This is a genomic window from Ruegeria sp. AF3 (assembly GCF_056536285.1).
This window is the reverse complement of the sequence record NZ_JBQFJM010000001.1, coordinates 822,643-844,449: the sequence shown is the minus strand read 5'-3', so window position 1 is coordinate 844,449 and position 21,807 is coordinate 822,643. Positions and strand designations below refer to the sequence as shown.

Below are 21,807 nucleotides of genomic sequence, written 5' to 3'. Positions count from 1 at the left end.
TGATGTCGCAACCAGAATCCGGATTGATATTGTCTGAGTTCATTTTCACCTTTTCACATTGCGACGTCCAAGATCACTCTGGCAAGGCCGTCGTGACATTCAGGCCTGATGACATGGCTGGTAACCAATGAGGGATCAGTAGGTTGGATGTTGGTTGCAGCGATGCTGGGCAGTTGTTGTCGCCCAGATTTTGGTCGAGTTCACCGCGCTGAACGGCGGAATTTTACCCGTGATCATTGAAATGCGGTTCTTCGCTGCGGAAGAAATGCCGGGGATGTTTTTTTCGGTTGGCATTTTGGCGTCTGTTCTGATCGGATGGCCAAAGTTGCAATTCGAAGAGAATACTGATGACCAAGACATCCGATCTGGCGAAAACGCACGCTGAGATTCGCCTGCCCACGCGGGAAATTCGCGACGACATCCCCTTTTACACGAAAAAACTGGGGATGAAGATGGACATGATCTATCCCGCTGACGATCCGCGCGTCGCGGTGTTTTCGGGGCATGGCGTGCGGTTGCGCATTGAAAAAGACGCACCGGAAAGCCCTGGAACCTTGCGTATTCTGACGGATAATCCGTCTGATTTCGCGGGTGGTGAACGCGTTCTGGTGGCGCCAAATGGCACCCGGGTCGAAATTGAAGAACGAAATCCGCCACTGGTGATGCCAGAGACCGTGCATTCCTTTGTCGTGCGCAGGCTCAAGGATCAGGCCCCTTGGATCATCGGTCGGGCCGGGATGCACTATCGCGATCTGGTGCCGGATCGGCTGGGCGGGTCGATCATCGCCAGTCATATCCGCATTCCCGATGGCGGACCGGTCCCGGACATGGTGCATTTTCACAAGGTCGGGTTTCAGCTGATCTTTTGCATCCATGGCTGGGTGGATGTGGTCTATGAGGATCAGGGCGAGAAAATGCGCCTGACAGCGGGGGACTGCTTTATTCAACCACCGGAAATCCGGCACCGTGTTCTCGAAGCCTCTGATAATGTTCAGGTCATCGAGATTGGAGTGCCGGCTGAGCATGTCACGGAAATCGACCATGACATGATACTTCCCACTCCGCACATCCGCCCGGACCGCGAATGGCAGGGGCAACGTTTTGTCTATAATCAGGCCAAGGGTGCCGAGTGGATGCCCTTCCGTCTTCCGGGTTACATCTGCCGCGACACCACGATTGCCGAGAACACCAAGGGCGTCGCTGGGGTGCAGGTTGTGCGCAAAGGATCGGGTGATCCGGAATGGGCCATCCATGACACCGACATTCACTTTACCTTTGTGATGGACGGAGAGGTCACCCTGGAAGGAGAGGGGCGCGATCCCTACCGGCTGGAGCAAGGGGATGCGTTCGTCATCCCACCTGGGATGCGCACACGGCTGTCCGACCCAACAGACAATATCGAATTGTTGGAAGTCACCTTACCCGGTACCTTCAACACAACGCTGGGTTAAGCGAAAAACACGGGTCGGGGGCTTCAAATTCCCCGCTTTAATACGTTAGCGTGCAAATTTCTGACCAGATGATCAAAAAAATGGGGAATCGCCATGTCGCTGAAAGACGCCGCCTTGTCTGTCCGGGAAAACGCCTACGCGCCATATTCGAACTTCAAAGTTGGCGCAGCGCTCCGGTCTTCTTCGGGTCATGTCTTTTCCGGGTGCAACGTCGAAAATGTGGCCTATCCCGAGGGCACCTGCGCGGAAGCAGGTGCAATTGCCGCAATGGTGGCCGCGGGTGAGCAGGAACTGACCGAAGTCTACGTGGTTGCCTCCAGCCCTCAGCCTGTGCCGCCTTGCGGTGGATGCCGTCAGAAGCTGGCCGAGTTTGGCAAGCGCGATGTAAAGGTCACTCTGGCAACCGTCGATGGTGCGGAGTTTGAGACAACCATCGGAGATTTGCTGCCGGGTGCGTTTGACGCGTCGCACATGGAAGATGTCTGAACGCATGGACGCCCGTTCAATCATAGCCAAACTGCGCAGGCACGAAGTTCCAGGCCGCGACGAGCTGATCTGGTTCGCGCAAGGGTTGGCAGACGGCAGCGTCAGCGATGCGCAGGCCGGGGCGTTTGCCATGGCCGTCTGTATGGGCGGGCTGGGCCCTCAGGGGCGTGCGGACTTGACGATTGCGATGCGCGATAGCGGCGATGTTGTCAGTTGGGATGTGGACGGGCCGGTGATCGACAAGCACTCGACCGGTGGGGTCGGGGACTGTGTCAGCCTTGTGCTTGCTCCGGCGCTGGCGGAATGCGGTGCGTTTGTTCCGATGATCTCGGGCCGGGGTTTGGGGCACACGGGTGGAACATTGGACAAGCTCGAGGCGATTCCGGGTGTCAGCACTCAGATCAGTCAGGACCGACTTGCGCAGATATTGCGCGAAACGGGTGCGGCTATCGTCGGCGCGACGGGCCAGATTGCACCGGCGGACAAGCGGCTTTATGCAGTTCGGGACGTGACGGCGACGGTCGAAAGTCTGGATCTGATCACAGCATCGATCCTGTCCAAAAAGCTGGCGGCCAGCCCGGATGCCTTGGTTCTTGACGTCAAGGTCGGTAGCGGTGCCTTTATGAAAACAATTGAGGATGCCCGCAAGCTGGCCACAGCATTGACCGAGACTGCGAACGCGGCCGGGTGCCGGACTTCGGCGGTGATCACCGACATGAACCAGCCTTTGGCACCGGCGCTGGGCAATGCACTGGAGGTCGCGGAAGTGATGAAGGTTCTGACCGGTCCGGATGCTTCGCCTCTGGTGGACATATCTTCCGAGTTGGGCGGCGTCCTGTTGGCCGATGCAGGCATGTGCAAATCGGTCGAGGAGGGGTGCGAGCAGATCGCCGAGATCATCCGTGACGGTCGCGCCGCCGAACGGTTTGGTCGCATGTTGGCTGCGGTTGGTGGTCCTGTGAAATTTGTCGATACCTGGACCCGTTTCCTTCCTGAGGCGAGCGTTATTCAGGAGGTTCCTGCTCCCGAAGACGGTTACATCTCCTCCATCGACGGTGAGGCGCTGGGCCTTGCGGTCGTCGCGCTGGGTGGCGGCCGTCAGGTCGAAAGCGATGAGATCGATCCGGCAGTAGGAATATCTAACATCCTCAGGCTGGGGGATCGTGTGTCCAAAGGTTCACCGATTGCCGTGGTCCACACTGCGCGGGAAGGCGCCGCACGGCGCGCGGCGGAAACTGTGCTGTGCGCGATGACGATCAGCGATACAGCTCCCAAGCGTCCCGATCTGATCCACGAAAGGATCAGCGTATGAGCCGTGCATTCCTTGTGGTTATGGATTCCGTCGGAATAGGCGGGGCACCCGACGCAGATCAGTTTTTCAACGGTGATGTCCCGGATAACGGGGCAAACACGCTGGCCCATATCGCCCAAGCCTGCGCGGAAGGCCGTGCAGAAGAGGGGCGCACCGGCCCATTGCACCTGCCCAACCTAGACGAGCTGGGTTTGGGCGCGGCTGTGCGGCTGGCGTCTGGAGAGGCTACTCCGGGCCTCGATGCCGAACCCGCTGGACTATGGGGCTGCGCGCGTGAGCATTCGCCCGGTAAGGACACGCCCTCAGGCCACTGGGAACTGGCTGGCCTGCCGGTGCCCTGGGATTGGCATTACTTTCCAAACACGGTTCCGGCTTTTCCAACGGAACTGAGCCGCGCGGCAGCCGAAGCTGCCGGGACCGAAGGCATTCTTGGCGACTGCCACGCGTCCGGAACAGCGGTCATTGCCGAGCTGGGCGCCGAGCATATGCGCACCGGCTGGCCGATCTGCTACACATCCGCTGACAGTGTATTTCAGATCGCGGCTCATGAGGAAAGCTTTGGGCTGGAACGGTTGCTGGACATGTGCCGCGCGCTTGCTCCGCGTTTGCATCAGATGAAAGTCGGGCGTGTCATTGCGCGCCCCTTTGTCGGAACGCCTGAGACGGGGTTTGATCGGACGACCAATCGCAAGGATTTCGCCATTCTGCCCCCGGCACCGGTGCTGACCAATTGGGTGCAGGATGCAGGGCGGCGGGTTCATGCTGTAGGTAAGATCGGCGACATCTTCTCGATGCAAGGGATCAACACGCTGCGCAAAGGGTCGGATGCCCAGCTAATGCAGCACCTGTCTGACCTTGTGGACGAGGCGGAAGAGGGCAGTCTGGCCTTCGCCAACTTTGTCGAGTTCGACAGCCTGTACGGACATCGCCGGGACATCAGCGGATATGCGCGTGCGTTGGAATGGTTCGACCGCGAGATCGGAGAAGTCCTTAAGAAGCTTCACCCGGGCGACCTGTTGCTGTTGACTGCTGATCATGGCAATGACCCAAGCTGGACCGGAACAGATCACACCCGTGAACAGGTTCCGGTTCTGATTGCGGGGCAGGGTGCGGGACAGATCGGGCAAGTGGATTTTGCCGATATCGCGGCCAGCATTGCCCATCATCTGAATATTCCGGCGCAAGGGCCGGGAAGGAACTTTTTATGAGCGTTGCAGACCTGCCCAAAATTGAACTGCATCTTCACCACGAAGGTGCAGCGCCTCCGGCCTTCATCCGCCAGCTTGCGCATGAAAAACGGGTGGATCTGAGCGGTATCTTCAAGGCGGACGGGTTGTATGATTTTCGTGATTTCGCGCATTTTCTGAGCGTGTACGAAGCCGCTTGCGAAGTTCTGAAAACGCCCGAAGACTTCCGGCGGCTGACATTGGCCATTCTTGAGGAAAGCGCTGAAAATGGCGTGGTTTATTCCGAGACCTTCCTCAGCCCTGATTTTTGCGGCGGTGGCGACCTGCATGCGTGGCGGGATTATCTGAACGCCATTCAGGATGCGGCAGACGAGGCCGAGCGTAAATTCGGTATCACCTTGCGCGGTGTCGTTACATGTGTCCGCCATTTTGGCGCCGAACAAGCCAGGCGAAGTGCCCATTGTGCGGCCGAGACCGCCGGAAACTGGATCACCGGTTTCGGCATGGGCGGCAACGAATCCATTGGCACGCAGGGCGACTTCAAATGGTCTTTCGATTGTGCCCGCGAAGCCGGGCTGCGCCTGACCACGCATGCGGGTGAGTTTGGCGGTCCTGACAGTGTGCGCGACGCTGTGCGCGATCTGGGGGTTGAGCGTATCGGGCATGGCGTCCGCGCCATCGAAGACCTTGATCTTGTTCATGAACTGGTTGACCGGGATATCACGCTTGAAGTGTGTCCGGGTTCGAATGTGGTTCTGGGCCTTTTCCCGGATTTTGCTGCCCACCCCATCGCGAAACTGCGCGATGCGGGCGTAAAGGTTACGGTTTCCACCGACGATCCTCCGTTTTTTCACACGACCATGCGGCGGGAATATGAGATGTTGAACGCGGCTTTCGGTTGGGAGGCCGGGGATTTTGCGGCATTGAATGAGATGGCCCTGAACGCGGCCTTCTGCGATGAAGACACCCGCGCGCGGGTCAAGAAAAGACTGGAGAACACATGAGCGAACATCTGACCGTCGTCGATCACCCGCTGGTGCAACACAAGCTGACGCTCATGCGGGACAAGGGCACCTCGACCGCCGGGTTCCGGCAGTTGTTGCGCGAAATCACGTTGCTGCTGGCCTACGAGGTCACGCGCGACATTCCCTTGACCACGCGCAATATCGAAACGCCGATGGAAGAGATGGACGCACCCATTCTGGCAGGTAAGAAAATGGCACTGGTGTCAATCCTGCGAGCCGGAAACGGGATGCTGGATGGGGTGCTTGAACTTGTGCCTTCAGCACGCGTCGGTTTCGTGGGGCTGTATCGCGACGAAGAAACGCTGAAACCCGTACAGTATTATTTCAAGGCCCCCGAAAGCCTGAAGGACCGTTTGGTCATTGCGGTGGATCCAATGCTGGCCACCGGCAACAGCTCGGCCGCGGCCATTGACCTACTGAAAGAGGCCGGGGCGACGGATATTCGCTTTCTGTGCCTGTTGGCGGCACCCGAAGGTGTCGCGCGGATGAAAGAAGCGCACCCTGACGTGCGTATCGTTACAGCAGCGCTGGACCGCGAGTTGAACTCGAAAGGCTACATCATGCCCGGTCTGGGGGATGCCGGTGACCGGATGTTCGGAACTAAGTAACCCGGTTTATTCGCCGCAAATATTCTGTAGCCGGACCCAGTCGCGGTCCGGCAGCACCTGTTCCAGCGCCCTTCCCGCCATTGGATCCGCTTCGATCAGGCCAAGAACGGTTTCGCCGGTCACATCACGGGCATAGGCGTAGGGGGTTGAGGGAAGCGCGCTTTGCGAGAACATCGCCAGCAAATCGTCATCAGAAATGGCCGGGCGGGGCTGTGACAGGACCTGCTCGGTATATATGTCGATAATCTCGGACGTCAGTCCGCCGGTTGTCAGCAGTCTAAAGGCAGAGGTTGCGCCGGTTCTGTCCAGCAAGTCATCCAGCGGGTCTTTGTGCGCGGTCCGCGCCCGTTCAGCAATCACATAGCCCGCTGCGACCGCAGGGTCTTCGTAATCCTCTACCAAAGCACGGCTTAGCAGGACTGTGCCGCCAGGCAGGCTGAGGCTGTCCTGAACGCCTGCGGGCAGAATGATGATCTGCCGTACGCCGGTGCGCCGGGCCAATTGTTCCAGTGAATCCCGAGCATCCCGCGACGTACAGGCCCGGCCCGAGACGCGCTCGATCCGATGCAAGATCATATCGCCGATTTCTTGCCGTTTAACTTGGGGCACGACCGAGACAACATGGTTTTGCAGCGCACCGGGCAGCCAGAACAGCAACAGCGCCAGCACAGCGGCCACGACGCCTCCGACACTCAGCCAGCGCAAACGCCCCGGGTGGGGGCGGGACCGATCTATAGCGCGCTGCAATCGGTCGATCGCTTCAAGCATCGTGGTTTCGGATTCGGCCAGCTCAAGCGTTTCATCCGGATCACCGTCCGGGTTGAATATGGCCGGAAAGGAACCGGGGTTCTGGCGTTCAAGTGCCGCCAGCGACCAGTGGGTCAGCGCCCTGTCATTGAAATCGGAAATGGTCAGGGTGGCTTCGCCGATAGACACCACAACCTCGCGCCGCTGTTCATCGGGCGAGGGGCGCCACAGACCGGTGGCTTCGATCCGCTGGTACTGTTTCAGGGCCGTCATCTGGGTGGGTCTGCTCGAATTTGTTTTGCCGCAGCTTAGCATGGTGAAATCGCAGGGCGCAAACCTGTTGCGCAGTCATTGCGAATTGTGCTGGATACCCGAAAGGATCGAGAGTGTCGGTCCACGATCACAATCAGGACACGACTTCATGCAGGCGCATTCCTCATCTTCTGCTGTGCTGGCTTCGGCCCTGATGGTCAGTGCCATGGCAATTATCGGCGTCATCGACAATGTTGTGATCCTTTTGGCCGAAACCGTCGGGCTGTGGCAGTTCCATCTGACCCGTGCACTGTTGATGCTGCCGCTGATAGTTGGCCTGTCGTTTCTGGGGCTGGGCGGGTTGAGGCCCGTGCGGTGGGGCCCTGTCATTTTGCGCAGCGTTCTGATTACCACGGCAATGCTGTTCTATTTTGCATCCCTTGCCATGATGCCAATTGCACAGGCGCTGGCAGGGTTGTTCACCTCACCGATTTTTGTGCTGTTGATCTCCGCTCTGGTGCTCAGGCAACCAATAGGGCCGTGGCGCATACTGGCAGTACTGATTGGATTTACTGGCATCCTTCTGGTGCTTCAGCCAAACCCCGGCGATTTTGACCTGCGCACGTTGGTGCCCGTGGCGGCCGGGTTTTTCTATGCCCTCAGTTCGATCCTCACACGTACACATTGTTCTCAGGAAAGCACTGTGGCCATGCTGGCCGTCATGGTCATTACGCTGGGTTTGGCCGGTGCGATGGGGCTCACGTTTCTGACAATCTCGCCGGTCGTTACGGCAGACGGTGCCGAGGGGTTTGTTACGCGTGGATGGGTCTGGGATATGGGGCCTGCCATACCGTGGCTGGTTACTCAGGCTATCGGTTCTACAATCGCGGTTTTCATGCTGATCAAGGCGTATCAGGTGGGCGAGCCGTCTTATGTGGCGGTGTTCGAGTATTCTGTCATGATTTTCGGCCCGCTTTTCGCTTTTGTGGCCTTTGGACAAACCATTGGCGTCTTTCAGATTTCGGGCATCCTTATGATTGCGTCAGCGGGTCTGTTGCTGGGGTGGCGCGCCAGCCGATCATCTGACCAGCAAAAAGTTGCCTGACGCGATTGGGTCGTATGTACGCCTAAGCCAGACCGTTTTGTTATTTCCGTATCCAGTGAAACGCCGTGGATTCGGAGGATCGACAAATGGCATTCGTTTCAGAAATGGCAAAAATGCTCGGTGAGCTTTCTGGAGTGTTCACGAAAACCCTCGGTAATTACGCGGAATTGGTCAAAAATGGGCGCAAATATGTCTGAAATGTGACGGGCAGAATTTTTGGTGTTAGCTCATTGGCATAACCGTTTTGTGCCAAAAGGGGGTAAGGCACGTGTCCGAAGTAACAAGTATTTCTGTTTATCTGGATCAGCTGCCAGAAGTTGATCGAACCAACAAAAAACAGGCGGTAAATGCGCGCCGTGGCGGGTTTTTGCACGGCACCAAGATCGCCACGACTGCAGGGTGGAAGCCGGTCGAACGGATCGCGGTAGGTGATCTGGTTCGAACCCTCGATCATGGGTTCAAAGAGGTTCGGCGCATCTCAATAAGCGTTGTGGTCATTCCGGCCGATGAACGCCGGGTCGAGTTCCTGCCGATCCTCGTGCCTGCCCACGCCGCATATAACGGGCGAGCTGTCTGGTTGATGCCCGAACAGGGCATGGCGCTGAACCTGTCCCGGATCAACGCCAAGGCCGATGGACCTTCGGTGGTGCCCGCGCGTTTGCTGAACGGAGCCGGTCGCCTGACGTCACAGGCACCGGGGTCGTCTTTTGAAGTGTTTTCCTTGTTCTTTGATGATGATCAGGTGATCTTTGTCGAAGGCGGATTGCAGGCCTATTGCCCGTCCGGTCGCTTCAACATGCGCGGCGCAACTACGGGAACACGGTATGAAGTCGCGACCGAAGAGGTTGCCTCCGACCTGATCCATTCGCTTATAAGCAGAGGCGATATGTCGGCTCTTGCTAACCCATTGGGTGCGCTGCCTGCACCCATTCCCCAGGAACCGATATTTCCGATCCGCCCGCCATTTGGGGTCAGGCGACCGGGTCGACCGGGACGCCCAAGCGCGCCGGTTCTGTTCCTGCGGCCCGAATGGCAGATCTAACCAAACACTGACAAGAACGATGCGGGCGCATGATGACATGCGCCCGCGTCATTGGATTAAGCGGCTTTTGCTTCGGGGTTGAAGCGACCGTAGAAGCTCTGACCTTTTTCTGCCATCTCGCGCAGCAGCGGCGGGCAGGCAAAGCGTTCGCCGTATGTCTCGGCCAATTGATCACAACGCTCGGCCGCATAGGGCGTGCCGATGATGTCCAGCCAGCTGAACGGACCACCCGACCACGGGGCAAACCCCCAGCCCAGAATTGCACCGACATCGCCCTCGCGGATGTCTTCCAGAACACCTTCTTCCAGTGCGCGGACCGCTTCCAGAACCTGAGCAAACATCAGACGTTCCTGCACTTCGATCAGGTCAGGCTGGTCATCGGCAAGCGGATACTTCTCTTGCAGGCCCTTCCAGTATTCGACGCGCTTGCCCTTTTCGTCATAGTCGAAGAAACCCGCGTTCGCCTTGCGACCCAGACGGCCCTGTTCCTCCATCCAGAAGATCAAATCGTCCGAGGGGCTTTCCGGATAGGCATCGCCCATCGCCGCCTTTGTCGCGCGGGCGATCTTGGCACCCAGATCAATCGAGGTTTCGTCGGTCAACTGGATCGGACCGACCGGGAAACCCAACTGCCGCGCGGCGTTGTCGATCAAAATGGGGCTGACGCCTTCAGTGACCATGCGCGCGCCTTCGTTGATATATGGAATGATGCAGCGGTTTGCGTAGAAGAAACGCGCATCGTTGACCACGATCGGGGTCTTGCGGATCTGGCGCACATAGTCCAGCGCCTTGGCCACCGCACGATCCCCGGTTTCCTTGCCCTTGATAATCTCGACCAGGAACATCTTCTCGACCGGTGAGAAGAAGTGGATGCCGATGAACTGGTCTGCCCGCACCGAGGCTTTGGCCAGATCGCTGATCGGCAGGGTCGAGGTGTTCGATGCAAAGATGCAGTCCTCGGGGATAATCGCCTCGACCTTCTTGGTCATCTCAGCCTTGACGCCCATGTCTTCAAAGACGGCTTCGATAATCAAGTCACACCCTTTCAGGTTGTCCAGATCCGGCGTCGCGGTGATGCGACCCAGCATGGCCTCTTTTTTCTCAGCCGTGACCTTGCCGCGCTTCATGCCTTTGTCGAGATAGGTATCGGTATAGGCTTTGCCTTTGTCCGCAGCCTCCTGGTCGCGGTCGATCAGAACCACTTCCATACCGGCCTGCGCCGAAACCAGGGCGATACCAGCCCCCATCATGCCCGCGCCCAGAACACCGATCTTCTTGACCGACTGATCCGGGACACCGGCGGGGCGCACGGCGCCTTTTTCCAGCGCTTCCTTGTTCAGGAACAGCGACCGGATCATCGCACCTGACGAAGGGTTCATCAGCACGGACGTGAACCAGCGCGCTTCGATTTTCAGCGCGGTGTCGAAATCCACCAGAGCGCCTTCGTAAACCGCGCTCAGCAGAGCCTTGGCTGCCGGGAAAGCCCCTTGGGTCTTGCCGTTCACCATCGCCGACGCGCCAACGAAGTTCATGAAGCCTGCAGGATGATAGGGGGCGCCACCGGGCATCTTATAACCCTTCGCGTCCCATGGCTTGACCAGATCGGCGTCCTTGGCGTTCAGCACCCATTCCTTGGCTGCTGCCATTGGATCGGCTGCAATCTCGTCGATATAGCCTGCGCCCTTGGCTTTCTTGACGTCCAGCATCTTGCCTTCCAGCAACAGCGGAGCCGCGGCAATGGCGCCAACTTTGCGGACCATGCGGGTGGTGCCGCCCGCACCGGGGAAGATGCCGACCATGATCTCGGGCAGGCCGTACTTCGCCTTTGGGTTTTCAGCCGCAAAGATACGATGGGTGGACAGCGGCAGTTCCATACCGATGCCCGCAGCGGTCCCCGGCAGAACTGTAGCAATCGGCTTGCCACCTTTCTTGTTCTTGGGGTCCATGCCAGCCAGTTCGATCTTGCGCAACAGGGCGTGCATTTTCATCGTTCCCTCGAACAGACCCTTGGCCGGATTGTCGCCCGCCTGTTCTTTCATCACCGCCAGCAGGTTCAGATCCATGCCGCCCGCAAATGACCCTTCCTTGCCCGAAGTAACGATGATGCCTTTCACCTCATTGTCGGCCAGCGCCTGATCGATGCAATCGCTCAATTCTGCTAGCCCATCAAAGGACATCACGTTCATGGTCTTCCCGGGCACGTCCCAGGTGATCGTGGCGACGCCGTCTGCGTCTTTGCTCAGAGTGAAATCAGTCATTGTCATCTCCAATCTGGTCAGCCGTCAGCGGGCTGCCATCTTTGCGTGTGAAGGAGAATCCGTTCTCATCAACCTTCACCATCATGTCCATGTCGCTGTAATAGCCGGTCTCGGTCGGGGTCCGTGTGCCCACCACCAGAAAGGTCATGGGCGCATCGGTCTTGTTCACAAGATGATGGCCGTTGGCCTCACCTGCGGGCCAGGCAGCGCAATCGCCGGGCTGCATCTCGTGCTCGCCATCATCATCGACCAGCGTGCACGAGCCGGTGAGGATGATGGCAAACTCGTCCTGCTTCATGTGGTAATGGCGCAGCGAGGACAGGCCCTGCGGTTCCAGCCGCACGATGTTGACCCCGTATTGGGTCAGCCCGCCTGCATCGCCCACCCGCTGGCCGAAGCGACCTGCGGTCGCTTCGGCCAGCTTGCCGGGATAGGCCGAGCCGCCCTGAAACGGGATCTGAGAAAGATCCAGCTTGGGCATCAGACGCGCTCGATAATGGTTGCCGCACCCATGCCGGATGCAATGCAAAGCGTGGCCAGACCGGTTTCCATGTCCTGACGCTCAAGCTCATCCAGCAGCGTACCGATGATCATCGCACCCGTGGCACCCAGCGGGTGACCCATCGCGATCGAACCGCCGTTGACGTTGACCAGTGCAGGGTCGACATCAAATGCCTGCTGGAAACGCAGCACGACCGAGGCAAAGGCCTCGTTCACTTCAAACAGGTCCAGATCGCTGATCTTCATGCCATTGTCGGCCAAAATCTTCTCGGTCACCGGTACCGGGCCGGTCAGCATAATGGTTGGATCGGTGCCAATCTTGGCGGTGGCCTTGATGCGAGCACGCGGCTTGAGGCCGTATTTCTCGCCAAATTCCTTGTTGCCGATCAGAACAGCAGCGGCTCCGTCCACGATGCCCGAGCTGTTGCCTGCATGGTGGATGTGGTTTACGCGTTCAAGATGGGGGTATTTCAGCATCGCAACCTTGTCGAAGCCAGGCATCTGTTCGCCCATCATTGCGAATGAAGGGTTCAGGGCGCCGAGGCTCTGCATATCGGTGCCCGGACGCATGTATTCATCGCGGTCCAGAATGGTCAGACCGTTTTGATCCTTGACGGTGATCACGGATTTCTCAAACCGGTTGTCGGCCCATGCTTCCGCAGCACGTCTTTGCGATTCAACCGCCAGCGCATCCGCGTCATCACGGGTAAAGCCATACTCGGTGGCAATGATGTCGGCCGAGATGCCCTGAGGCACGAAATAGGTCTCCATCGCCAGCGAGGGGTCAACGGCGATTGCTGCACCGTCGCTACCCATGGCCACGCGACCCATCATCTCGACACCGCCTGCAATGTAGGCATCGCCCGCGCCGCCTTTCACCTGGTTTGCGGCCAGGTTCACGGCTTCCATGCCCGAGGCGCAGAAACGGTTGATCGCCAGACCTGGGATCGACTGGTCGAGGTCGGACGCCAGAACGGCCGAGCGCGCCAGACAGCCGCCTTGCTCCATCACTTGCGTGACGTTTCCCCAGATCACGTCTTCGACGGCGTGACCTTCCAGGTTGTTGCGCTCTTTCATCGCGTTCAGGGTCAGGGCGGACAGGCGCACCGAGGTTACCTCGTGCAGGCTGCCATCCTTGCGGCCCTTGCCGCGCGGCGTGCGCAGGGCGTCATAAATATAGGCTTCGGTCATGGGTCTTCTCCTCAAGCTCGATCCGACGGGTTGCCGGGCATCAGGTCATAGGGGTGTTTCCAGCCGGGCTGTTCGGACAAGCGGGTCAGCCAAGCGTCGATATGGGGCCAGTCGGCACGGTCAAAGCCAAATGGTTCAGGGTAATACAGATAACCACAGCAGCTAAGGTCGGCGTTGGTCACACCATCACCAACGATCCAGTCGCGGCCGTCCAGGTGGTTGTTCAGGATCTCATAAGCTGCCTTCAAACGCCCTTTATTGAATGCAATGACATCAGGGTTGCGGTGCTGCTCGGGTAGGAAATTGATCAGGAACCGCGTCAAACCAGCCATGGAGCTGAGTTTGTGATTGTCCCACAAGACCCAACGCAGAATATCGTAGTTTTCTTCCCGGTCCTTGCCACCGAACTTGCCGGATTTCTCTGTGACATAGGCTTGAATTGCACCGGATTGGCTGGTGCGAAAATCTCCATCGACCAGAACAGGCGCTTCACCCAACTCGTTTACGTCAGCACGATATTCCGGCGTGCGGGTTACGCCTTTGAAGAAATCGACAAAGACAGGTTCCCACTCCAAACCGGACATTTCCAGAGCCAAAGCAGCTTTGTAGCTGTTTCCACTTTCTCCGAAGCAATGAAGTTTGATGGTCATGTGCTCGCCCCTCCCAAGGCGCATGTGGCTAGGTTGGATTTGAGTATTTTTGAAAAGATGAAGGACTGCCGGTAACCTTAAATCAACCATCTTCGTTTCAAGTGGTCGTGCGGGACAGGCTGGAGAGCCGATGACCGCAAAAGGTGAAAGTCGTTCCTGTCCTGATGGCGAGTGCGCCCGGTGGCAGGGACGCATCGCCGCTTCATCTTTTCACAAATACTCCCGCCGGAGGCGTCCGGCATTCAAGTTAGCGTCGCCGTTGAGTTTTCTTTGCAGCAGCTCATCTTTTCCGTGCCTCAAGTTCGGAATTGAAGATGCGCAGGCGGTGGGTCAGGTTCTCCTCATCAATCACGCTGTTGAAATTCTCGAACAAGAAAGACAGCGCCTCGCCTTCGTCCAGACCAGCATCCCGCGCGAACGCTTTGAGTTTGCGATACCCATCTTCAGTCATCGCAACCGGAAAGCGGCGGGTCAGGCGAAAACGTTTTGGCATTTGGTCTCCTCCGGTAAGCTGGGTCCGGGCGGTGTTGCCCAGACCCAGACTGAGTTCAGAAGTTCGCCGCGTCTAGTGCCATTACCGTGTCCGCACCGGTCTGAATGCGCGCAAGATGCATCGCTGTCGCTGGCAGGCGGCGCGCCATGTAGAAGCGACCGGTGTTGATCTTGGTCTCGTAGAACTCTTTGTCCGACGCATTACTGTCCAGAGCGTGCTGCGCGGCCTTGGCCATCTGCGCCCACATCAGGCCCAGGCAAACATGGCCGAACATGTGCATGAAGTCATAGGACCCGGAAAGTGCGTTATTCGGGTTCTTCATGCCTTCCTGCATGAAATACATGCCTGCGGCCTGAAGATCCTTGGACGCAGCTTTCAGCGGCTCAATGAACGCCTTGTTGTAAGCTTCGTTCTGGCCCGCGTTATCCTTGCAGAAGCTTTTGACCATCTCGAAGAAGGCCATGACGTGTTTGCCGCCATCCTGCGCCAGTTTGCGACCCACAAGGTCAAGCGCCTGAACGCCATTTGCGCCTTCGTAGATCATCGCGATGCGGGCGTCGCGGGTGTATTGTGACATACCCCATTCTTCGATGTAGCCATGGCCACCATAGACCTGCTGCGCCTGAACGGTCATGTCGTAACCTTCGTCGGTCAGGAAGCCTTTGATGACCGGAGTCAGCAACGAGATCAGCCCGTCTGCATCCTTGTCTCCCGCGCGGTGCGCCTTGTCGATCATTGTCGCGCCCCAAAGGATGAACGCGCGTGCGCCTTCGGTAAAGCTTTTCTGATCCATCAGGTTGCGACGGATGTCAGGATGCACGATCAGAGGATCGGCCGGACCATCCGGATTTTTGACACCGGTCACATCGCGACCCTGCAAACGGTCTTTGGCGTATTCCAGAGCGTTCTGATAGGCCGCTTCGGCTTGCGACAGGCCCTGCATGCCCACACCCAGACGCGCTTCGTTCATCATGGTGAACATGGCGCGCATGCCCTTGTGCTCTTCGCCCAGCAGCCAGCCGGTGGCTTCGTCATAGTTCATGACGCAGGTCGAGTTGCCGTGGATGCCCATTTTCTCTTCGATCTTTCCGACCGATACGCCGTTGCGTTCGCCCAGGCTGCCGTCTTCGTTCACAAGGAACTTGGGCACAATGAACAGCGACACGCCTTTGATGCCCTCGGGGCCACCTGGGATCTTGGCCAGCACCAGGTGGACGATGTTGTTAGCCATGTCGTGGTCGCCAGCCGAGATAAAGATCTTCTGGCCGGAAATCTTGTAGCTGCCATCACCTTGCGGTTCTGCCTTGGTGCGCATCAGGCCCAGATCGGTGCCACAATGCGGTTCGGTCAGGTTCATGGTGCCGGTCCATTCACAGCTGACCATGTTGGGCAGGTATTTGTTCTTCTGCTCGTCTGTCCCGTGCGCCAGAATGGCCGAGGCCGCGCCATGGGTCAGGCCCTGATACATGGTGAAAGCCTGGTTGGAGCCCGAGAACATCTCACCTACGGCTGTGCCGATCACGTAGGGCATGTTCTGGCCACCATACTCTTCCGGCATGTCGAGGCCAGTCCAGCCACCTTCCTTCATCTGCTCGAAGGCGTCTTTGAACCCGGTAGGGGTGTACACAATACCGTTTTCCAACCGGCACCCTTCGGTGTCGCCGACAACGTTCAAAGGATGCAGGACGTTGGTGGCAACCTTGCCTGCTTCTTCCAGAACTGCGCCGGTGAATTCGGCTTCTAGTTCGTCATAGCCGGGGATATCCGACTGCGAGACTTTCAGAACATCGTGCAGAATGAACTGCATGTCTTTGGTTGGCGCGTTGTAAACGGGCATGTGAAACTCCCTTAATTCATATGTCCGGAAGGCAGGGCGAGGTTACTCGGCCGCCTTCTTTTCCTGTTTCATTGAGGCGATGACTTTCTCGCCCCAGCGCAACTGCTCTTTCAGATCGTCGATGGCCTGCGTCAGCTCTTCGCGGCGCGATTCCATGTCGGCCAGACGCTCGCACGCGATTTCATATGTGCGATTCATCTGGGTGACCTGTTGGTCGCCCACATGGTAGAGATCCAGCAGCTGTCGAATTTCCTCGAGGCTGAACCCGAATCTTTTGCCGCGCAGGATCAGCTTCAGCCGCGCCCGGTCACGTTTGGTGAACAGACGTTTTTGGCCTTCGCGGATCGGGAACAGCAGTTCCTTTGCCTCGTAGAACCGCAAGGTGCGTGGTGTGACATCATAGGTCTCGCACATCTCGCGAATGGTCATCACATCTTCGGTCATTCGTCATACTCTCGTCACTGGCGTCATGAGACATGAATTGCGCAGTTGGTGGGCGCTTTACAACATGTGAGTGACGTTTACGTAATCCAGACGCTGCGTCACTTTTAAGTTGACGTAACATCCGTGCACGTAAGCAGCTTCCGGCGTAATTTTGTTACCGTTACGTCAACTAATTTCCGGCATGAATAAACGGGTGCCTTGAAGGGGATGCGCACCGGTTTTGACAGGTTCTGCCACCTGCAATGCTTAGTTATGAAATATCGGAAAAGGTTATTCCAGCGACTTGGCCGTTTGGTTGCGCAGGCTTTTGAGTTCGTCCATTGCCTCATCCAGCTGCTGGCGCTGCTGCTGAAGCTCACTCATCTGGCGGTCCGCCATTTCGACAAAGGTGGCCATCTGGGCCTCGTTTCCCTGATCTTCATAGATCAGTAGCCATTGGCGAATCTCTTCTAGAGGAAAACCAAACTTTCGGCCGCGCATGATCAGTTTCATCCGCGCGCATTCCCGGGCCCCATAAAAGCGCGAACGCCCTTCGCGGTCCGGTTGCAAAAGCTCGATATATTCGTAGTAGCGCAAGGTGCGCGGTGTCACGTCAAACTCGGCGCACATTTCTTTGAATGACAAACGGTTGTTGGACATTCCCGGTCTCCTCGTCAGCAACCTAGGCGGTCCCGATCCCAAGCGCAACAGGCAGGCTTGCTCTTTACCGGAACACCGGCTCATAAAGGCGGTGCAGAGAACAGGACGCATACCCATGGTCGATAAGACAGTTTTAGCCCGCCAGTTTATCGAGGCGATCCCCCATGCGCGGGCATTGAACCTTACGCTCACGCAGATCGGCGAAGGTGAGGCTGAGATAACCTTGCCCTACAACGAAGACCTGATCGGGGATCCGCGCACAGGGGTGATACATGGGGGGGCGATATCCACGATTCTGGACACCTGTTGTGGTGCTGCGGTGATGAGCCACCCATCGGCCCCCGGAGGAACCGCAACAATCGATCTGCGGATAGACTATATGCGCGCGGCGACGCCAGGTCAGACGATTACTGCGCACGCCGTCTGTCACCATATCACGCGAAACGTTGCCTTCGTGCGGGCCACCGCAATGGACAACGACACGGACCTGCCGGTGGCGACTGCCTCGGGCTCTTTTACGGTTGAAGGGAAGTAATATGCCAAGACCTCGTCCCGAGCCGATGCAGGTGGTCAAGCAGCGCCGCGATGCAGCCCTGCGTGCGCTTGTCGACGGCGTACCGTATATACGTTTTCTGAACATCAGTTTTGACAGGCGCGGGGATGAACTGACCGGCGTTTTAAATTTCGATGACAAGCTGATCGGCAATCCGTTTCTGCCTGCAATTCATGGCGGCGTGACGGCTGCCTTTTTGGAAGTGACAGCCGTTATCACGCTGAGCTGGGAACACATATTCCCAAGTATAGAAAACGGTGAGATCGATGCAGATGCCATCGTGTCAGACGAAAGCATCCGGTTTCCGAAGACGATCGACTTTACCGTCGACTATCTGCGTTCCGGCTTGCCGCGAGACGCCTATGCGCGGGCGTTTATCAGCCGGTCCGGGCGGCGTTACGCCTCGGTACGGGTTGAAGCCTGGCAGGACAATCATGCGAAACTGTTTGCGCAGGCCTCCGGGCATTTCTTGATGCCGCAACCAGCCAGAGACAAGAGCTGACCATGCAGGTCGCCTCGGCGCCCATCACGCATGGACGGGTGCTGAAGATCGCGGTGCCGATTGTCCTGTCGAACGCCACGGTCCCGATTCTGGGGGCAGTGGATACCGGCGTTGTCGGTCAGTTGGGGCAGGCTGCGCCTATCGGGGCGGTCGGGATCGGCGCAGTTATCCTGTCAACGATCTACTGGATCTTCGGCTTCTTGCGGATGGGAACCACCGGGATGGCGGCGCAGGCACGCGGGGCAGGCGACGCTGTTGAAACCCGGGCATTGCTGATGCGCGGTCTGATGCTTGGCGGCGCGGCCGGGTTGTTCTTTATCCTCACCCAAGTGGCTGTGTTCGCGGGTGCGTTCGCCCTTTCTCCGGCAAGTCCCGAGGTCGAAACGCTTGCCCGCGCCTATCTTGAGATTCGAATTTGGGGGGCGCCAGCGACTATCGCACTTTTTGCGGTCACCGGATGGTTGATTGCCGTTGAACGCACGCGTGGGGTTTTTGTTCTTCAGGTCTGGATGAACGGATTGAACATCGTTCTGGACCTGTGGTTCGTGCTTGGTCTCGGCTGGGGTGTCGAAGGGGTTGCCATAGCCACTTTGATTGCGGAATGGACGGGTCTGGCGCTGGGCCTTTGGCTGTGTCGGGACGGGTTCGAAGACGGAATCTGGCGTGACTGGGCCCGCGTATTTGATGCCGTTCGGCTGCAACGGATGTTGCAGGTCAACGGCGATATTATGATCCGGTCGGTTTTGCTAACCGGATCCTTCACGACCTTTCTTTTCGTCGGTTCCGATCTGGGTGATGTCAATCTGGCGGCCAATCAGGTCTTGCTTCAGTTTCTAGAAATCACAGCTTTTGCGCTGGACGGGTTCGCCTTTTCCGCCGAGGCGCTGGTCGGAAGCGCGGTGGGTGCCAGAGACAGGTATCAGGTGCGCCGCGCGTCCGTCATGACTTCGCAATGGGGTGTTGGCGGTGCCCTGTTACTGGGTGTGGTTTTCTTTGTCGCCGGACCGGCGTTGATCGACCTCATGTCAACATCGCCGCAGGTGCGCGAGGCCGGGCGCGAGTTTCTTATCTGGGCCGCGTTGGCACCCGTTATAGGCGTGGCAAGCTGGATGTTTGACGGCATCTACATAGGTGCTACATGGACCCGCGCCATGCGTAGCGCGATGTTCCAATCGGTCGCTATCTATCTGGTTGCGCTGTTCATTCTGGTGCCAAGTTTCGAAAACCACGGCCTGTGGGCCGCGTTGATGGTGCTTAATATAGCACGTGGCGTGACTTTGGGATGGCGCTATCCCAAGCTCGAGGCGCAGGTGGCCTAGAGCAGCGCAAGAAGGTTTTCCGGCGGACGCCCTATGGCGGCCTTATCCCCCGCAATTGCAAGCGGACGCTCAATCAGGATCGGGTTTTCAGCCATGGCCCGGATCAGGGCGTCGTCTGGCGAAGCCTTTGTCAACCCCAGTTCCTTGAACCGAGATTCTCCGGTACGAATCATCTCAACGGGCGAAAGCCCCAAGGCGGATTGTGCCGCTCGCAGCTCATCGATTGATGGTGCATCCTCAAGATATTTGCGCACCGTGACCCGTGCGCCATTCTCTTCCAGCAATGCAAGACCCGCGCGGGATTTTGAACAGCGCGGGTTGTGCCAATATTCGATCATAGCCAGTCCTCTCGTTTGCTGCCGACGGCTTGGGCTACATTCTCAAAGCCGTCGCGGGCCAGTAGTTCATCCAGCCCGTTCGCAATGTCCGCCGCCAGAGAAATGCCGCCATACACCATCGCCGTATAGAACTGCACAGCAGATGCCCCGGCGCAGATCTTGGCATAGGCCTGTTCCGCATTGCTGATGCCACCGACGCCGATCAGGGGAATGTCACCCCCGGTCAACTGGCTGAGCCGCGCCAGAACACGTGTTGATTTCTCGAACAGCGGTGCGCCGGACAGCCCGCCGGTTTCACCTTTGTGCGAACTGCGCAGCCCGTCGCGTGACAGGGTGGTGTTGGTGGCGATCACGGCATCCACACGGGTCTCGCGCGCAACCTCGGCAATGTCCTGCAACTCGGCATCGGTCAGGTCCGGCGCGATTTTCAGGAAGATGGGCAGCGGGCGAGGCAGCGCATCCCGGGTTTCAATCACACCGTTCAAAAGTGCGCTCAGCGCCGCCTTGCCCTGCAAATCCCGCAGCTTTTCCGTATTCGGGGATGACACGTTGACCGTGGCAAAATCCAGATGCGCGGCACAATGCGCCAGCACCTTGACGAAATCACCCGCGCGATCCTCGCTGTCCTTGTTGGCGCCCAGATTCAGGCCGATCACCCCATTCTTGGGGCGATCAGCAAGCCGTTTTGCCATCACCTCCATGCCTTCGTTGTTGAAGCCAAAACGGTTGATCGCCGCTTTGTCCTCGGTCAGGCGAAACAGGCGGGGTTTGGGGTTTCCCGGTTGGGGGCGCGGTGTGACGGCACCGACTTCGATGAAGCCGAATCCTGCGCGTGACAGCGGCGTCAGAACCTCACCGTTCTTGTCGAAGCCCGCGGCCAATCCTACCGGGTTAGGCAGGTCCAAACCTGCAAGGCTGGTTTTCAGGCGCGGCGTTGCCACCGGCCCCGGCGCAGGCGCAAGCCCCGCCTTCAAAGCCCTGATCGACATTCCGTGGGCGGTCTCGGGGTCCATGCAATGCAGGGCCGCAAGCCCGAACTTCTCGGTCAGTTTCATCCAAACGCTTTCCCGCTTTTGCTTGATCCGCACCGGATCAGGCGCGAGGTTTCTACCGCAGCCTGCCGATGGACCACCGCTGCCCGGTACACCGGGTCAGTCACCATTTCCAGAAACGCATATGCAGTCGGATAGCGTGCGATAAAGACGGCATCCCATACCTCATCAGCCGGTCCGATCAGCGTCGTTTCAAATACACCCCGCCACAGGATGCTTGCCCCGATACGGCCAATGATTGCGGTGGTTTCAGTCCCGTATTTCTGATAGGCCTGCGCCCCGGTCAGCCCTGCGCCGGCCAATTCATGCGAACTGGGATACTGCGCCTCGGCGCGGAACTTCACTAGATTGAGCATCTCGATCGGCTGGTCGCGGTCCAGGGCCTTGAACGCCTCGAACTGGGCGCGATCCGGATCGACATAGGATGTCATGCCATGTCCTCGGGAAACCGATGTGCCGTACCGACAAAAGGCAGCGGACGCGCCCAGACAACATCGCTTAACCTGATCTGACGATACAGATGCGGAAACAGGGCGTTTCCTCGCGACACTTCCCATTTCAGGTCATCGCCCATGGCGTCGGCATCACATGCCAACAGTGTAAGCCCTTCAACGCCGGCAAAATGCTTGGCGGCGGTTTCAGCCGCTTGTTCAGCGGTGGAAAAGTGAACAAACCCGTCTGACACGTCAATGGGTGCTCCGTCTGTGGCGCCCAGACTTTGCAGTTCAGCCCATTCGTCGGTTCGGAAAATCTTGTAGATCAGCATGATGACCTGATGCCCCGCACGGCGCTTGGAATCAAGCTGGATTTCTCCT

25 protein-coding genes are annotated in these 21,807 nt (G+C 58.1%); 11 read left to right on the top strand and 14 right to left on the bottom strand.

The window, feature by feature from the left end:
• Window positions 1-135: 135 nt before the first annotated feature.
• Window positions 136-294, bottom strand: a complete 159-nt coding sequence (locus ACR3FC_RS04185) for a hypothetical protein (RefSeq protein WP_480473551.1) — start codon at window positions 292-294, stop codon at window positions 136-138.
• A gap of 53 nt (window positions 295-347) precedes the next feature.
• On the opposite strand from ACR3FC_RS04185, the gene ACR3FC_RS04180 reads away from it, so the two are divergent.
• The 6 genes from ACR3FC_RS04180 (at window position 348) to upp (ending at window position 6,069) form a co-directional block, all read left to right on the top strand.
• The gene (locus ACR3FC_RS04180) at window positions 348-1,451 is read left to right on the top strand and encodes a cupin domain-containing protein (RefSeq protein WP_480473550.1); all 1,104 of its coding nucleotides are present in this window, start codon (window positions 348-350) and stop codon (window positions 1,449-1,451) included.
• Between the two features lie 93 nt (window positions 1,452-1,544).
• Window positions 1,545-1,937 carry a cytidine deaminase gene (locus tag ACR3FC_RS04175; RefSeq protein ID WP_267365809.1) on the top strand — a complete coding sequence of 131 codons (393 nt, stop codon included), beginning with the start codon at window positions 1,545-1,547 and terminating at the stop codon, window positions 1,935-1,937.
• A gap of 4 nt (window positions 1,938-1,941) precedes the next feature.
• Complete coding sequence (locus ACR3FC_RS04170; protein WP_480476797.1) at window positions 1,942-3,249, top strand: thymidine phosphorylase; 1,308 nt, start codon at window positions 1,942-1,944, stop codon at window positions 3,247-3,249.
• Window positions 3,246-4,457: a phosphopentomutase gene (locus ACR3FC_RS04165; RefSeq protein ID WP_480473549.1), complete on the top strand. Its 1,212-nt coding sequence runs from the start codon at window positions 3,246-3,248 to the stop codon at window positions 4,455-4,457. The genes ACR3FC_RS04170 and ACR3FC_RS04165 overlap by 4 nt, the downstream gene beginning before the upstream one ends.
• Window positions 4,454-5,440 (top strand): adenosine deaminase, encoded by a 987-nt coding sequence (locus ACR3FC_RS04160; protein WP_480473548.1) that lies wholly within the window; start codon window positions 4,454-4,456, stop codon window positions 5,438-5,440. Before ACR3FC_RS04165 ends, ACR3FC_RS04160 begins: the two co-directional genes overlap by 4 nt.
• Entirely contained in the window at window positions 5,437-6,069 is a 633-nt protein-coding gene (gene upp, locus ACR3FC_RS04155) for a uracil phosphoribosyltransferase (protein WP_480473547.1), read from the top strand. Before ACR3FC_RS04160 ends, upp begins: the two co-directional genes overlap by 4 nt.
• A 6-nt stretch (window positions 6,070-6,075) precedes the next feature.
• On the opposite strand, the gene ACR3FC_RS04150 is transcribed toward upp, so the two are convergent.
• Window positions 6,076-7,089: a hypothetical protein gene (locus ACR3FC_RS04150; protein ID WP_480473546.1), complete on the bottom strand. Its 1,014-nt coding sequence runs from the start codon at window positions 7,087-7,089 to the stop codon at window positions 6,076-6,078.
• Between the two features lie 148 nt (window positions 7,090-7,237).
• Between ACR3FC_RS04150 and ACR3FC_RS04145 the strand changes: the two genes are divergently transcribed.
• Both ACR3FC_RS04145 and ACR3FC_RS04140 read left to right on the top strand, forming a co-directional pair.
• Window positions 7,238-8,173 carry a DMT family transporter gene (locus tag ACR3FC_RS04145; protein WP_480473545.1) on the top strand — a complete coding sequence of 312 codons (936 nt, stop codon included), beginning with the start codon at window positions 7,238-7,240 and terminating at the stop codon, window positions 8,171-8,173.
• Between the two features lie 268 nt (window positions 8,174-8,441).
• Window positions 8,442-9,215: a Hint domain-containing protein gene (locus ACR3FC_RS04140; protein WP_480473544.1), complete on the top strand. Its 774-nt coding sequence runs from the start codon at window positions 8,442-8,444 to the stop codon at window positions 9,213-9,215.
• Between the two features lie 56 nt (window positions 9,216-9,271).
• On the opposite strand, the gene ACR3FC_RS04135 is transcribed toward ACR3FC_RS04140, so the two are convergent.
• The 8 genes from ACR3FC_RS04135 to ACR3FC_RS04100 all read right to left on the bottom strand — a co-directional run bounded on the left by ACR3FC_RS04135 (window position 9,272) and on the right by ACR3FC_RS04100 (window position 17,228).
• A complete protein-coding gene (locus ACR3FC_RS04135) occupies window positions 9,272-11,473 on the bottom strand; it encodes a 3-hydroxyacyl-CoA dehydrogenase NAD-binding domain-containing protein (protein ID WP_480473543.1) in 2,202 nt (733 codons plus the stop codon).
• On the bottom strand, window positions 11,466-11,954 hold the full coding sequence (locus ACR3FC_RS04130) for a cupin domain-containing protein (protein WP_480473542.1): 489 nt from the start codon (window positions 11,952-11,954) through the stop codon (window positions 11,466-11,468). Before ACR3FC_RS04130 ends, ACR3FC_RS04135 begins: the two co-directional genes overlap by 8 nt.
• On the bottom strand, window positions 11,954-13,165 hold the full coding sequence (locus tag ACR3FC_RS04125) for an acetyl-CoA C-acetyltransferase (protein ID WP_480473541.1): 1,212 nt from the start codon (window positions 13,163-13,165) through the stop codon (window positions 11,954-11,956). Before ACR3FC_RS04125 ends, ACR3FC_RS04130 begins: the two co-directional genes overlap by 1 nt.
• Window positions 13,166-13,176: 11 nt before the next feature.
• Window positions 13,177-13,815, bottom strand: a complete 639-nt coding sequence (locus ACR3FC_RS04120; protein ID WP_480473540.1) for a glutathione S-transferase family protein — start codon at window positions 13,813-13,815, stop codon at window positions 13,177-13,179.
• Between the two features lie 280 nt (window positions 13,816-14,095).
• The gene (locus tag ACR3FC_RS04115; protein ID WP_209503252.1) at window positions 14,096-14,308 is read right to left on the bottom strand and encodes a hypothetical protein; all 213 of its coding nucleotides are present in this window, start codon (window positions 14,306-14,308) and stop codon (window positions 14,096-14,098) included.
• Window positions 14,309-14,363: 55 nt separating this feature from the next.
• Window positions 14,364-16,145, bottom strand: a complete 1,782-nt coding sequence (locus tag ACR3FC_RS04110) for an acyl-CoA dehydrogenase C-terminal domain-containing protein (RefSeq protein WP_480473539.1) — start codon at window positions 16,143-16,145, stop codon at window positions 14,364-14,366.
• A gap of 42 nt (window positions 16,146-16,187) precedes the next feature.
• The gene (locus tag ACR3FC_RS04105; protein ID WP_209503256.1) at window positions 16,188-16,589 is read right to left on the bottom strand and encodes a MerR family transcriptional regulator; all 402 of its coding nucleotides are present in this window, start codon (window positions 16,587-16,589) and stop codon (window positions 16,188-16,190) included.
• Between the two features lie 270 nt (window positions 16,590-16,859).
• Window positions 16,860-17,228 (bottom strand): MerR family transcriptional regulator, encoded by a 369-nt coding sequence (locus ACR3FC_RS04100; protein ID WP_480473538.1) that lies wholly within the window; start codon window positions 17,226-17,228, stop codon window positions 16,860-16,862.
• Window positions 17,229-17,343: 115 nt separating this feature from the next.
• Between ACR3FC_RS04100 and ACR3FC_RS04095 the strand changes: the two genes are divergently transcribed.
• The 3 genes from ACR3FC_RS04095 to ACR3FC_RS04085 are packed head-to-tail and all read left to right on the top strand — an operon-like array spanning window position 17,344 to window position 19,602.
• Window positions 17,344-17,763 (top strand): PaaI family thioesterase, encoded by a 420-nt coding sequence (locus ACR3FC_RS04095; RefSeq protein ID WP_480473537.1) that lies wholly within the window; start codon window positions 17,344-17,346, stop codon window positions 17,761-17,763.
• A gap of 1 nt (window position 17,764) precedes the next feature.
• Window positions 17,765-18,283 (top strand): PaaI family thioesterase, encoded by a 519-nt coding sequence (locus tag ACR3FC_RS04090; RefSeq protein WP_480473536.1) that lies wholly within the window; start codon window positions 17,765-17,767, stop codon window positions 18,281-18,283.
• 2 nt (window positions 18,284-18,285) lie between these two features.
• On the top strand, window positions 18,286-19,602 hold the full coding sequence (locus ACR3FC_RS04085; RefSeq protein WP_480473535.1) for an MATE family efflux transporter: 1,317 nt from the start codon (window positions 18,286-18,288) through the stop codon (window positions 19,600-19,602).
• Here the strand turns inward: ACR3FC_RS04085 and arsC are convergent.
• Genes arsC through ACR3FC_RS04065 form a run of 4 tightly spaced genes read right to left on the bottom strand, consistent with a single transcriptional unit; the run spans window position 19,599 to window position 21,758 of the window.
• On the bottom strand, window positions 19,599-19,940 hold the full coding sequence (gene arsC, locus ACR3FC_RS04080) for an arsenate reductase (glutaredoxin) (protein WP_480473534.1): 342 nt from the start codon (window positions 19,938-19,940) through the stop codon (window positions 19,599-19,601). The two genes, ACR3FC_RS04085 and arsC, sit on opposite strands and share 4 nt — an antisense overlap.
• On the bottom strand, window positions 19,937-20,995 hold the full coding sequence (locus ACR3FC_RS04075) for a quinone-dependent dihydroorotate dehydrogenase (protein ID WP_480473532.1): 1,059 nt from the start codon (window positions 20,993-20,995) through the stop codon (window positions 19,937-19,939). The genes arsC and ACR3FC_RS04075 overlap by 4 nt, the downstream gene beginning before the upstream one ends.
• Window positions 20,992-21,423, bottom strand: coding sequence for a DUF1330 domain-containing protein (locus ACR3FC_RS04070; protein WP_480473531.1), 432 nt, complete (start codon window positions 21,421-21,423; stop codon window positions 20,992-20,994). The genes ACR3FC_RS04075 and ACR3FC_RS04070 overlap by 4 nt, the downstream gene beginning before the upstream one ends.
• Window positions 21,420-21,758 (bottom strand): DUF952 domain-containing protein, encoded by a 339-nt coding sequence (locus ACR3FC_RS04065; protein ID WP_480473530.1) that lies wholly within the window; start codon window positions 21,756-21,758, stop codon window positions 21,420-21,422. Before ACR3FC_RS04065 ends, ACR3FC_RS04070 begins: the two co-directional genes overlap by 4 nt.
• Between the last annotated feature and the right edge of the window lie 49 nt (window positions 21,759-21,807).